Annotated in this window: 9 protein-coding genes; 6 read left to right on the plus strand and 3 right to left on the minus strand. The window is 63.8% G+C overall.

Annotated features, from left to right (window positions below; all coding sequences use genetic code 11):
- The first annotated feature begins 34 nt into the window (after positions 1-34).
- Both BJ970_RS15815 and BJ970_RS39485 read left to right on the plus strand, forming a co-directional pair.
- Positions 35-3,625 (plus strand): DEAD/DEAH box helicase family protein, encoded by a 3,591-nt coding sequence (locus BJ970_RS15815; protein ID WP_221467187.1) that lies wholly within the window; start codon positions 35-37, stop codon positions 3,623-3,625.
- Complete coding sequence (locus tag BJ970_RS39485; protein ID WP_184726970.1) at positions 3,622-5,043, plus strand: restriction endonuclease subunit S; 1,422 nt, start codon at positions 3,622-3,624, stop codon at positions 5,041-5,043. The genes BJ970_RS15815 and BJ970_RS39485 overlap by 4 nt, the downstream gene beginning before the upstream one ends.
- 72 nt (positions 5,044-5,115) lie before the next feature.
- On the opposite strand, the gene BJ970_RS15825 is transcribed toward BJ970_RS39485, so the two are convergent.
- Positions 5,116-5,307 carry a DUF397 domain-containing protein gene (locus BJ970_RS15825; protein WP_184726971.1) on the minus strand — a complete coding sequence of 64 codons (192 nt, stop codon included), beginning with the start codon at positions 5,305-5,307 and terminating at the stop codon, positions 5,116-5,118.
- A gap of 15 nt (positions 5,308-5,322) precedes the next feature.
- The gene (locus BJ970_RS15830) at positions 5,323-6,183 is read right to left on the minus strand and encodes a helix-turn-helix domain-containing protein (RefSeq protein ID WP_184726972.1); all 861 of its coding nucleotides are present in this window, start codon (positions 6,181-6,183) and stop codon (positions 5,323-5,325) included.
- 369 nt (positions 6,184-6,552) lie between these two features.
- Here BJ970_RS15830 and BJ970_RS15835 point away from each other — a divergent pair, with 369 nt between their 5' ends.
- The 4 genes from BJ970_RS15835 (at position 6,553) to BJ970_RS15850 (ending at position 11,789) form a co-directional block, all read left to right on the plus strand.
- Entirely contained in the window at positions 6,553-6,786 is a 234-nt protein-coding gene (locus tag BJ970_RS15835; protein ID WP_184729412.1) for a hypothetical protein, read from the plus strand.
- Between the two features lie 238 nt (positions 6,787-7,024).
- Positions 7,025-8,554 carry a class I SAM-dependent DNA methyltransferase gene (locus BJ970_RS15840; RefSeq protein WP_184726973.1) on the plus strand — a complete coding sequence of 510 codons (1,530 nt, stop codon included), beginning with the start codon at positions 7,025-7,027 and terminating at the stop codon, positions 8,552-8,554.
- A 202-nt stretch (positions 8,555-8,756) separates the two neighbouring features.
- Complete coding sequence (locus BJ970_RS15845) at positions 8,757-10,601, plus strand: hypothetical protein (RefSeq protein ID WP_184726974.1); 1,845 nt, start codon at positions 8,757-8,759, stop codon at positions 10,599-10,601.
- Positions 10,602-10,706: 105 nt separating this feature from the next.
- Positions 10,707-11,789, plus strand: coding sequence for a beta family protein (locus BJ970_RS15850; protein ID WP_184726975.1), 1,083 nt, complete (start codon positions 10,707-10,709; stop codon positions 11,787-11,789).
- On the opposite strand, the gene BJ970_RS15855 is transcribed toward BJ970_RS15850, so the two are convergent.
- The gene (locus tag BJ970_RS15855) at positions 11,790-12,626 is read right to left on the minus strand and encodes a lysophospholipid acyltransferase family protein (protein ID WP_184726976.1); all 837 of its coding nucleotides are present in this window, start codon (positions 12,624-12,626) and stop codon (positions 11,790-11,792) included.
- Positions 12,627-12,673: the final 47 nt, after the last annotated feature.

Below are 12,673 nucleotides of genomic sequence, written 5' to 3' on the forward strand. Positions count from 1 at the left end.
GATCCGTTCTGGTTCACGCAACTGGGGAAGGGCGATGATGGCTGGAGATCAGGTTCCGGTCGAGCACCGCATGGCGGAGTTGGCGAAGACATCACCCAACTTCCACTTCCTGGCCGGTGAGGACCTGCTCTTGGCCTCGCTGGGGGCCAGCGCCGAGCGCCACCTGTTCACCGAGCCGTCGTTGGCGCTGGTGCGGGTCCGGCAGTTCGTTGAAGCGCTGGTGAAGTGGTCTTGCGTGCGGGCGAGCTTGCCGTTCCACCAGCGGGCCAAACTGGCGCACCGGATCAATGCCTTGGCGGATGCCGGCGCGGTTGACCGGACGGTGTGCCAAGTGATGCACGACCTGCGCGAGGTCGGGAACAAGGCGGTGCACGAGTACTACGCCGAGCGCCGACAAGCGTTGGATGCGGTACGAAAGTGTTTCGTCCTGGCCAGTTGGCGGCTGCGCATCGAGACCGGCGACCGCACCGTGCGCTCGTTCACCCCGCCGCCGCGTCCGGCCGATGAGCCGGAGCCCGTTTCGGTAGCGGAGCGAGCGGAGTTGGCCAAGCTCAACGAGGAGGTTGCCGAGTACCGGCGAAGGCTCGTCGAGTTGCACCAAGAGTTGGGGGATGTGCGATCTTCCCTGGACAGCGCGGAGGCGGCACGCCACCGGGTCGAGCTGGACCTGGAACGGGTTCGCGCTGAGCAGGAGCACTGGCGAGCGGTTGCGGGTCAGCTTTCAGATGATCTCGAACGTCTGCTGGTCGAGCGCGAGCAGTCGAAGCCGGAGAAGGTGTCGGCACGGGCAAGGGAGGACTTCCTGCGCCGGGCTCGGCGCGCGTGCGAGCCGCCGCTGACCGAGGCGCAGGTGCGTGAGCGTTTGGACGCGCTATTGCGCGAGGCCGGTTGGGCTGTCCAGGAAGTCGCGAGCAAGAACTTGTTCGCGACATCGGGTGTCGCGGTGAAGGAGGTCTACACGGATGGCGGATACGCCGACTATCTGCTGTATGTGAACCGGACGTTGGTGGGCGTCATCGAGGCCAAGCGGGAGGGTGAGGATCTGACGAAGGCCCAGGCGCAAGCCTCCCGGTACGCCACGAGCCTGACCAAGGAACAGCGCATGGCGGCCCGGCGGGAGGCCCTGCCGTTCCAATACGTCACCGACGGCAACGAGACCCGCTTCCGCAACGAGTTGGATCCCAAGCCGCGGAGCAGGCGGGTTTTCGCGGTTCACCAGCCGGAGACGATCGCGGCATGGATGCGCGAGGCCAGTGACGATGAGCAGTCGCCCACGCTTCGTTCACGGTTGGAACTGCTGCCGGAGGTGCCGCTGGACGAGTCTCGGCTCCGTCCGGCCCAGTTCGACGCGATCAACGGTCTGGAGCGATCATGGGCACGTAACGATCCGCGTGCGCTGATCCAGATGGCGACCGGTGCTGGGAAGACCTACGCGGCAGCCGGTTTCGGCTATCGCTTTCTCAAGCACGCCAAGGGAAAGCGAATTCTGTTCCTGGTGGACCGCAACAACCTTGGTGACCAGGCGCTGGCTGAGTTCGACAACTTCACGACCCCGGACACCGGGCGAAAATTCGGTGAGCTCTACGGCGTCGGCCGGATGTCGGGATCGACGGTGCTGGATTCCAGCAGCGTGGTGATCTCGACGATCCAGCGGTTGTGGCTGGCGTTGACCGGCCGGGAGGTTCCGGATGCCGAGGACGACCGCGACGAGGAGGAGCTGGAGGGCTTGCCGGAGGGCCCGGCGGAGGTCGGCTACAACCCGAAAATTCCGCCGGAGACGTTTGATCTGATCGTGATCGACGAGTGCCACCGCTCGATCTACGGCAAGTGGCGGGCGGTGCTGGAGTACTTTGACGCTTTCCTGGTTGGGCTGACCGCGACACCGGTGCCGGAGACCTACGGCTTCTTCGAAGGCAACGAGGTCAGCCGGTACAGCTATGAAGAGTCCGTGATTGACAACGTGAACGTGCCGTTCGAGGTGTACCGGATAGGCACGAAGATCGGGGAGCAGGGCTCGACGATCAGTGCCGGCACCGTGGTCCAGGTCCGTGACACCAAGACCCGGCGGGAACGCCTGGAGGACCTGGAGGACGACTACATCTACTCCGCGAACCAGGAGGGGCGGCAGGTCATCTCCAAGGATCGCCAGCGCACAGTGATCCAGGAGTTCCGGGACAAGCTGTTCACCGACATCTTCCCGCCATCCGTCAGCGGCAAGGGACGTAAGTACGTGCCTAAGACGTTGATCTTCGCGCGCACCGATGAGCACGCCGAGGAGGTAGTGGCGGAGGTCCGTAAGGCGTTCGGCGAGGGTGACGCGTTCTGCCAGAAGATCACTTCGAAGGTGGCGAAGGCTAAGGACCGGTTGCAGGAGTTCCGGAATTCGCGGGAACTGCGGATCGCGGTGACGGTCGACATGATCGCCACCGGCACGGATGTGCGCCCGCTGGAGTGCGTGTTCTTCCTGCGCGAACCGAAGACGTGGTCGTTGTTCGAGCAGATGAAAGGCCGTGGTGCCCGCACGATCGACCCGGCCGACATGCGCCATGTGACACCGGATGTGACGGCCAAAACGCATTTCGTCATCGTCGATGCGGTCGGCGTCACCGACACGCCGCGTCCGGAGACCAGGCCGTTGGAGAAGTTCACCGAACGACAGATCAGCTTGGAGAAGTTGCTGAGGAAGGCCGGGTCGCTGACGCTGAACACCGACGAGGTGCAAACCTTGGCGTCCCGGTTGACGGCGCTGAACAACCAGATCGAGGACGACGAGAAGCAGGAGCTAGCCGAGTTGGCGGGCCAGCCGCTGCAGGAGATCTCCAGAGGGTTGTTCCAGGCAGCGAATCCCGAGCACAGGGAAGAGGTTCGGGAGCAGGCAGTCAAGGCCGCGGATGGTGACGAAGCCGCAGGTGAACGAGCGGTGCGGCAGCTGGTGGAGGATGCGGTCCGGCCGCTTGCGGAGAACCCGGAGTTGCGCGAGCGAATTCTTCAGGTCCGCCGAGCGCACGACATGGTGATCGACGAGGTCAGCAAGGACGAGATCACGATCAGCCGGGGCCTGACCGAGGAGGAGCGGGCCAGGCAGGTGGTGGACTCGTTCCGCGACTATCTGAACACGCACCGGGACGAGATCGCCGTGTTCGAGGTGGCGTTCCGCGAACGCCGCAACCCGCGCGAGGTTTTCGCCAAGGTCCGCGACCTGGCGAAGAAACTGGCGAAACCTCCGTTCAACTGGACCCCGGAGCGCCTGCTCGACGCGTACGACAAATTGGGTGAGGCGGTGCGCCGCAACGGGGACACCCCGGGAGCTGCGGAGTTCATCGCGATCCTGCGGCACGAATTGGGTCTCGACGAACAGGTCCGGCCGTATCGGAGCATCGTCGAGGAGAGGTTCGCGGCGTGGCTGGCACGCCAGGAGCAGCAGAACGTCACCTTCGACGACAACCAGCGGTGGTGGCTGGAGCAGGTGGCGCACAGCATCACGAAGAACGTCACCTTCCATGTCGAAGACCTCGGCCAGATACCATTCAGCGAGCACGGCGGCAGCCACGGCTTCGTCCGCGCCTTTGGCGCCGAACGAGCCAAAGCCATCCTCGACGACCTGAACCAGGAGCTAAGCGCGTGAGCGACCTACCCAACGGCTGGGCCTGGGCGACCCTGGGGGAGATTGCCGACGTACGTCTTGGGAGGCAGCGCTCGCCCAAGAACCACACCGGCAATCAAATGCGACCGTACCTTCGAGCGGCGAATATTGGCTGGGAAGGTCTGAAGCTCGATGACGTTAAGCAGATGAACTTCACGGATGACGAGGTAGCCGTGTACTGCTTGCGTCCCGGTGACATACTCCTAAGTGAGGCTTCAGGAAGCGCCAGTGAAGTCGGGAAGCCCGCCATTTGGAAGGGCGAGATCGAAGAATGTTGTTTTCAAAACACTTTGATCAGGGTTCGCAGTGAACACATCGATTCCCGATTTCTGATGTGGTTCCTGAAAGGCGAAGCTGTTCGAGGCGCATTCGTGCAGCATTCGCGCGGAGTGGGCATCCACCACATTGGGGTCGCTCGCCTAGCAAAATGGTCGGTCCCGATTCCACCGCTGGCGGAGCAGCGCCGCATCGTCGCCGCCCTCGAAGACCACCTGTCCCGTGTGGAGGCTGGGGCGCGGCTGCAAGAAGGCGCTGAGGTGAGGGCTCGTTCCTTGGTAAAGCGAATCCTGGTTGAGGCAGTTCCCGCCTCGATTCCCGACCACTGGCGACAGGTTGCCGTAGGTGACGCTGGGACAGTCGATCTTGGGCGGCAGCGGCATCCTGATTGGCACAGTGGCCCTAATATGCGCCCCTACCTCCGTGTTGCCAACGTATTCGAAGATCGAATCGATACGTCCGACGTTATGGAAATGCATTTCCAGGATGATACGTTCGAACGTTTTCGCCTTCAGGCTGGTGACATCTTGCTGAACGAAGGCCAGTCGCCGGAGCTTCTTGGTCGGCCTGCGATGTATCGAGGCAAGCCGGAGCAAGTTGCATTTACGAATAGTCTGCTCCGGTTCAAATGTGGGTCGGGTATTGATCCCGAATGGGCGTTGTTGGTATTTCGTCGTCACGTGCATTCGGGTCGCTACTTGCGAGACATGCGGATCACTACGAACATTGCCCACCTTTCTTCGGGGCGATTTAAAAAGGTGGAGTTCCCCATTCCTCCACTGCAAGAGCAGAAGCAGATCGTTCGGCGTGTACACGAAAGTCTGCAAGGCGTCGACCGGCTTGCGACGGAAGTTCTTCGGATGAATTCACGTGCGGAACATTTAAGGCGGTCGCTGCTTCGGGAGGCTTTTGCGGGGCGATTGGTGGCGCAGAATCCTGGGGATGAGCCTGCTTCTGTTCTGATGGAGCGGATTCGGGCGGAGCGGGGGAGCGCGCCGAAGGTGAAGCGTGAGCGGAAGGCGCGTGCTAAGGCCGCTGCACCTGAGCCGGAGATTGCCGCTGATCGGCCGTTGCCGGAGCCAGTGGGTAGGGGAACGCAGGACGCGTTGGATCTTGGGCTTTGATTGATGCGGGTGCTCGGTCCGTGAACTGGGCCGGGCACCCGCATCGGGATCAGGCGTTCAGCGTTGGTGCCGTCAGTGCTTGACGTGGTCGAGGAACCTCGACCAGACGGCGCTGTCGAAGACGAGCGTGCCGCCGTCGCGGTCCTTGGTATCCCGGACTCCGACAACGCCAGGAACCATTGCCGCCTCGACACATTCGTTCTGCGTCGGGCTGTAGCTGCTCTTAAACCACTTCGCGTCCCGTAGGTCGCGCTGCTGGGGCATGGTGGGACCTCGCGTTCACTCCGAGTACTGCTTTCCCACCGATCGTATGAGATCGAGCGACTCTTTGGGGCCGAGCGCTGCTGCCTGAAGCCGGTTCCACAACGTGGTGTACGCCGAGATCGCATCCTTCGCGTCGAGGTACCTGGCATCGTCGAAGCACTCGATGTAGACGAACTCCAGGTCGGCGGCGATCCCGTGCGATGGGATCTGAAGCAGCGTGAAGTCGTAGGAGATGCCACCGGTCGAAGTTTCCGCGGTGAACGGCATGACCTGAATCGCGATGTTCGTTTGCAGCGCCACTTCCGCAAGATGGTCGATCTGCTCCCGCATGATCCAGACGTTGCCAATCTGCCGACGCAAGCACGATTCGGACAGGATGAACGACATGGTCGGTGGCTTGTCGCGGGTGAGGATCTGCTGCCGTTCCTGTCGCGAAGACACAAGTGCATCGACGCCCTCGTCGTCGCGACGAACCGAGGATGTATGTAGCGACCGCATGTATGACTCAGTCTGGAGGATGCCCGGCACGATCTCGCCCTGAACCTGTCTGATGTTCTCCGCGTCGGTTTCCAGGTCGACGTACATGCGGAACCATTCGGGGAACACCGCGCGGTAGTCGCCCCAGCGGCCACGGCTGCTGCGGGTCCGGGCCAGCTCGAACATCCACTGCATCTCCTGCGGATCGACGCCGTAGAACTCCAGCAGGAGTTTCAAATCTCCTTTGCTGATCCCGCCTTGGCCGAGCTCCAGGCGACTGATCTTGCCGATGCCGCAGTCCAACGCCGCTGCGGCTTCAGCCTGCTCGCGGCCTGCCTTCTGCCGTACATGGCGGAGTTCGTTGCCGAGCTGAAGCCGTCGCACGGTCGGGGTTGCCATCCACTTCCTCCGGTTCGGGGGTCTGTTGTCCGACATTGTTTCGTATTTCATGCTCGCGGGAACATCACCTGATTCGGCAATTCCTTAATCTGCGATCGTAAGTTTAAGTTGAAACACGAAGTCGACCCGAAGATTGGCCTGCGAATGAGTGCGCACATGGATGTTGGACAAGTGGCGTTGTTGCTGTTCATGGGGTCTGCGGCGGGGATGCCGTGGTTGGTGGTCTTGAGCGATCTTCCGGGCGTCCGGGCATGGCGCATGCAGCGTCAAACTCAGCGGACTACGCGAGATCCGCAGTCGAGTCGCCGCAAACCGGCTGGCTGACGCCTGCCCTCCCCCTGAGCGGTCGCACGGCTCCGGAGACTGCTGATGATCGAACCGGAGCAGCGGGTTCAGCGGCACTACTGGCTCCCCACGCCGGACCCCGATAAGCAGGCTTTCGTGCGACACGCTTTTCGTGGACGTCGTTGGGAAAGCCAGGCATCCGACGACACCGTGTGCGGCAAGCAGGTGGCGATGGCCAAGCCCAGCGAAATGGATTGGTGCACCGCGCCCACCTGCACCGACTGCAACGAAACACTGATCGGCGAGCAGCGGCGCTGAACGCCGCAGAACCTTCCAAGCTTCCCGAACCGGTTCGATGTCGATTCCCCCGAGCTGCGGCATCGAACTGCGCGCGGCCGGTCGGCGCTGTCTCCCTCCCCCAGCGCCGACCGGCCGTACCCCCGCGTGCGGACCGTGAAAAACTTGCTTGTTCCGGGGCATCGTGTCCGGCGCTCTCGGTAGGCTGCGCAGCCGGGCACGAGCAAGACACGCCCAGGTTGCGTCAGTGAGGAGAACGGTGAGCACCGCCCAGAATCAGGCCGAGACCCGTCGGCTGGTCGACAAGCTGTGGAGCTACTGCAACGTCCTTCGGGACGAAGGCGTCTCCACCATCGACTACGTCGAGCAGCTGACCTTCCTGCTTTTTCTGAAGATCGCCCACGAGCGGGAGAACGACCAGCTGAACCCGCAGCGGATCCTGCCGAGCAGCTGGCACGGACGCGGGTGGGCCGAACTCCGGGGACAGAAGGGCGAGGAACTTAAGCGCCGCTACGAAAAGCTGCTCGCCGACCTCGGTGCACAGGCCGAAGGCACGCCGCTCAACCTGATCTTCGGCAAGGCGCAGAACCGCATCCAGAACACCGCCAACCTGGCGCGGCTGATCAATGACCTGATCGGCAAGGAGAACTGGTCGGTCCAGGGCACCGACGTCAACGGCGATGCCTACGAACAACTGCTGTCCCGAGGCGCCGCCGACACCAAATCTGGTGCGGGGCAGTACTTCACCCCCCGCCCGCTCATCGACGCGATGGTGCGTTGCACCGATCCCACCCCGCGCGACACCATCACCGACCCAGCCTGCGGCACCGGTGGCTTTCTCCTTGCCGCTCACGCCCACATCGTCGACAAGTACGGCGAAGAGCTCGATCGAGACCAGATCCACAGCTTGGCCAGCAAGAACATCTGGGGCACCGAGCTGGTGCACGGAACCGCCCGGCTGGCCGCGATGAACCTGCTGCTGCACGGCATCGGTTCCTGGGACGGTGAGCAGGTGATCCACATCGAGGACGCGCTTGCCAAGCGCGGTCGCAAAGCCAAGCTGGTGCTGGCGAACCCGCCGTTCGGGAAGAAGTCCTCCATCACCGTCATCGGCGAAGACGGCAAGGCGACCCGCGAAGACGTCGCCTACAACCGCACCGACTTCTGGGTCACCACCACCAACAAACAGCTCAACTTCGTTCAGCACATCGCGAAACAACTCGACATGCCAGGCCGGGCAGCCGTCGTCGTGCCGGACAACGTGCTCTTCGAAGGCGGCGCAGGGGAGACCATCCGCCGAAACCTGCTGCACGACTACGACGTGCACACCCTGCTTCGGCTGCCCACCGGCATCTTCTATGCCGGCGGTGTCAAGGCCAACGTGCTGTTCTTCGACTCGAAGACACCCACGCCCGGTCAGCCGTTGACCAGCAAGCTCGCGGTCTACGACTTCCGCACCAACCAGCACTTCACGCTCAAGACCAAGGCGCTGTGCGCCGACCACCTCGACGACTTCGTCGAGTGGTACCGCTCGGCCGAGCGTCCCGAAGACCGCAAACCCAGCGAGTTGGTCAAGGTCTTCGACCACGCAGAACTCGTCGCACGCGACAAGGTCAACCTCGACCTGATCGGCTGGGTCAAAGACGAATCCGCCGAAGACGCGGATTCCCTGCTGCCACCAGAGGTCATCGCGGCCGAGATCGTCGAAGACCTGCAAGCCGCCCTGTCGGAATTCGCCGCCGTCGCCGAGGCTCTGGGTGCTGAGGCAAAGGACGAGGGCTCAGACTAAACGGACTCCTTCGGCAGGAGGCAACAGTCGGTCGCTGCTCTTGACGGGTTGACCGTCGTTACAGCCCGATTACGTTGGGACATCAGTGGGTTGCGGCCTGTTGTGATTGCTCGCAACGGTTCCGCGGTGCGCCTGCGCTCTCAGCGCGATGCAGTTCTGCGCCACTGGGCGGGACAGCGGTGATCAAGGGTGAAGGAGTCGCATGCTGGGCTATCGCAGCGTTTTCGAAGTAGAGCAGGGAAAGCACGACATCCTGGAACTCACTCGGGAGCAGCTGCGCTCCTGGCTGGTGCACAAGAAATACGACGGCGACGCATTGCGCCTCGGCGTGCCCGCACGACTGGCCGAGGACGTCGATGGCGTCATGCTCGAACGTACTGGCCGCGATGGCTCGTACGCACTGCGTGTGCGCGTCGTCGAAAACATGCCGGGAGGAACCTGGACTAGCCAACTGACGATTTTGACGCCGGGTGGCGCGGATCCTGCGGTGGTGTGGCTCGACGTTTTCAACCCGGAAGTGCTGTCGGAGGACGATGACGAACCACGGCAACGCAGGCAGTGGACGGGCACCCCGAAGCTCGTTCGAGGTCTCCTCACTGTTCTTCCCGCCCGTGACGGCAGCGCGAGACTTGATACCCGCCCGCGCCGGTTCGTTGGAGAGGAAGCGCTCGAACTGGTCGACGTGGTCCGCGACCCCAAGCGCCGTGGGCCGGTCTACATAGCGGGAAGTTCCGCATTCCTCCCGCAGCAGTCCTGGCTCGATCTCGTCGCGAAGTTGCTCCGCCAGACTGTCGGTATCGGTGCCGGCTACGTGTTAGACCCCGACGCGACCAGGATCTTCTCGGAAGCCGTCGGAAAAAGCCACGCGGTTCTGCCCGGGACGATCCGGACGTTCTTGCCAGGTGCGGAATTCGGTGACACGTCAGATGCCCTGCGGCATCGCGTGCTCAGCACCAGCCGCATCGTCGAAGATCATCCGCTGCGCTTGGCCCGGTTGCTTGGATGGCGGGCACGTGATCACGCGATCGAGAGCTCCTTGCCCAAGGTGCTGACTCGACTGGATCAGTACTTCGAGAAGCAGCTCGACCTGATCCTCGTCGGCGGTGACGGCGCGGAGCCAGTGGACGCGCGCGGTACCGGTGCGCCGGAACAAGTGGCGGCCGACGTCGGCTTCCCAGGTATCCGGGCCGACCGCGTGGCAGTCGTCCCCCGAGACGCCGACCTGCTCTTGGTGCTTCGGGAAGAACTCGATGATGCGGACCTCAACACCGAGCGGCTGCGCGAGATCCTCGCACTCGCGCGAAGCGGGCAGCGCGAGCAGGCAAATCGGCTGGCTCTTTCCCGACGATTCGAAGAACTGCAAGAACGCAATGCGGAACTCCAGCGGTCAGTCGATGAACTCAGCAAGCAACTGGACGACGAGACGTTGGAGCTCGCGGAGGCGCGCGCCGACCTCAAGGCGGAAACGGATACGACCCGGCACCTCCGTCGGGTCTTGCGCGAGACGCAACGTTGGGACGTCCTCTGGTCGCAACCTGAAGAATCCCTAGTCGACACGTTGCCAGATTCCCTCGTTGACGTGCTGACGCGGTTCGAGGAACTGGAATACGTGCGGTTCACAGGTGACCGTGAGAAGACCTTCGAGTTAGCGGAACGGGACCGTGTGGGTGTCTGGGCTGGCAAGACTTGGGAGGCGCTGCTTGCGCTAGAGGACTATGCACGCGCATCGGCCGAAGGGCGATGCGACCGTGATGTCGACGGCTACTTGCGCAACTTGCCCGACGACTGCCGCGGATTCTCGCCCCGCAACCACGCCAGGGACGAAAGTGAGGATGTTCGGAACAACGCCAGGCTCAGGTCCGCCCGAGTTTTGCCCGTACCTGTCGAGTTCGATCAGCGCGGTCGGGCATACATGGGAGCCCACTTCAAGATCGCCAAATTCGGCACGATCAGTCCGCGAATGCACTATCTGGACGCCACCGCCACGACTGGCAAGGTCTACGTCGGTTACATCGGCGCGCACCTGCGCACGAAGATGACCAACTGAGCCAGGTGACCGCGCTCGCCCGTTTCGATCATCCGTTCAGCCGACGCGGCCGTGCCCGGAACGTTCCTACGGTGGTGTGGGAGCTGTCCGGCGCGGGAGGTCGGAGTGGCGTACTCGGCCACGGTCGTGGTGCGGAGCAAGACCGGCGAGCTGGCGGCGCTGCGTGAGCTCGCACCGGAAGAGGCCCGGGCCGTTCGCATCTGCGTCGACCTGGTTTCGGACGGTCCTGATTTGATGAAAGGCTTGACCGCAGCCCTCGAACACCTCAAGAGAAACGGGCAGAAGCCCCTTCTCGATGTGACGAAGGTGCACTCGTCGAGTCGACTTCGGGACCAGCCCGGCGGACCGCTCGATCCAGTCGTGCGAAACATGACCGAAGGGCCCAACGGGCAATTGGCTCTCGATGCGGAGCTACCGTTCAGCCCTGTTGTGCCGTTGCGGATAGGGGATCGGGAACTGCGCGGCTATGCGATGCTTCGCGAGGCGTATGACTGCACGTTCGGCCTTCGAGTGCCAGTGACTTGCCCGGTCGGGGAAGCCCCAGAGCGGATCGAACGCCACTTGGCGGCTTTGCGGATCAGCGCCGACGCCGTTGAGCTGCTGATCGACGCCGGTTTCCTCGCGGGGAGCGCAACCGTGGTACGCGACTGCGGCAGACTCGCCACCGAACTGGGAACCCGATACCGTTTCGGATCAATCACGGTGGTGGGCGGTTCCATACCGCCGAAGCGCGGAGAGCTTGCGCCGGGTGTTCTTGCGCGTCCCGAATTCGAGCTCTGGCAGCAGGTCAGGACCGGCGCGCCGGCTGTCCGCTACGGGGATTACGGGGTCGTCCACCCGGAGGCCGGTCAACCAGATGAGCCGAACAAACCGCGGACTCGCCCGAATCCCTACCTTTTCTACACGGGCCGGCGCCGCACCCGTTTCGCTTATCGCGCGATGCTTCGCGACGACAAGAGACGACCGCTTCCTGGTGAAGATCCTGGGGCTTACTTCCGTGAGGTGGCGCAGGAGACGGTCGCGTCTGAGGAATACCAGCGGTGCGCTACCGGGGCGTGGGGGGATCGGCGGCTCCGGGACTGCTCCAACGGGGATGCGGTGGCCGCAAATTCGCCCGACTGGATCGCGATCGGGACCTCCCACCACATCGCACATCTCGCGGCGCGCGGTGATCTGGAGGCCGCCTGATCAGGGGCGCCAGGGGCTGGGTTTGTCGATGGCCGGGCGGGTGGGGTCCAGGTGGTGGGGTGCGCCGGGTTCGTCCGCGCGCAGCGGGACCAGTCCGGTGGCGATGGCGCGCATGATTCGGTCGCGGGCGCGGGCGGCGTCGCCGACCTGGTCGGCGGACAGGTCGCCGAGGTCCACCGGCGTTCCGAAGTGGACTTTCAGCTTCGGGCGGCGGCGGACGGCACGCAGCCACGATGCGAACAGGATCCGCACGTCCTTCACGCGTTCCACGCGGAGCATGCCGTAGCACATGGCCTCGTGGGCACCCCACTGACTGATCGGCACCACCGTGGCCCCGGACGCCAACGCCATCCGGGCCACGCCGGTCTTCCCGCGTTCCGGCCACATGTCCGGTTCGAGGGTGATGCGACCTTCCGGATAGACCAGCACCGGGTGGTGATCGCTGGTCAGCGCCGCGACGACCCGTCCCAGGGCCTCGCCCGCGGTGCTCTTGCCGCGATCGGCGCGGACGTGTCGGCAAGCGCTAAGCACCCTGCCCAGCACAGGAGCATCGAACAGCCCGCCGGTGGCAAGGAAGCGCGGGGCCAGCCGACGGGTCCGGCAGGCCGCGATCAGCACCAGGGCATCGAAGTTGCCGATGTGGTTGGCCGCCAGCAGGATCGGTTTGCCGCGCAGCGAATCCGGTACGCCCCCGGTGACCTCCAGCCGCCCGGTGAGCCCGATGACTGCCCGGTCCAACCGCATTAGCACACGCCACAGCAGCGGCGCGTCCCGGAACAATCTCTCGCGGTCGGTTCGGCGTGTCGGCTCGTGCGGACTGGATGGCAAGGCAACCATGATGATTGAGGATCCCACGCGCGGTGCCCGGGTTGGAGCGGATCGCC

The sequence above is a fragment of the Saccharopolyspora phatthalungensis genome, assembly GCF_014203395.1.
Taxonomy (GTDB): domain Bacteria; phylum Actinomycetota; class Actinomycetes; order Mycobacteriales; family Pseudonocardiaceae; genus Saccharopolyspora; species Saccharopolyspora phatthalungensis.

Bases quoted from the DNA above. Each gene is read 5' to 3' on its own strand.
- BJ970_RS15815 (WP_221467187.1), top strand. From the start codon at position 35: ATGATGGCTGGAGATCAGGTTCCGGTCGAGCACCGCATGGCGGAGTTG.
- BJ970_RS15835 (WP_184729412.1), top strand. From the start codon at position 6,553: ATGATCGAACCGGAGCAGCGGGTTCAGCGGCACTACTGGCTCCCCACG.
- BJ970_RS15830 (WP_184726972.1), bottom strand. From the start codon at position 6,183: ATGGCAACCCCGACCGTGCGACGGCTTCAGCTCGGCAACGAACTCCGC.
- BJ970_RS15825 (WP_184726971.1), bottom strand. From the start codon at position 5,307: ATGCCCCAGCAGCGCGACCTACGGGACGCGAAGTGGTTTAAGAGCAGC.
- BJ970_RS15845 (WP_184726974.1), top strand. From the start codon at position 8,757: ATGCTGGGCTATCGCAGCGTTTTCGAAGTAGAGCAGGGAAAGCACGAC.
- BJ970_RS15855 (WP_184726976.1), bottom strand. From the start codon at position 12,626: ATGGTTGCCTTGCCATCCAGTCCGCACGAGCCGACACGCCGAACCGAC.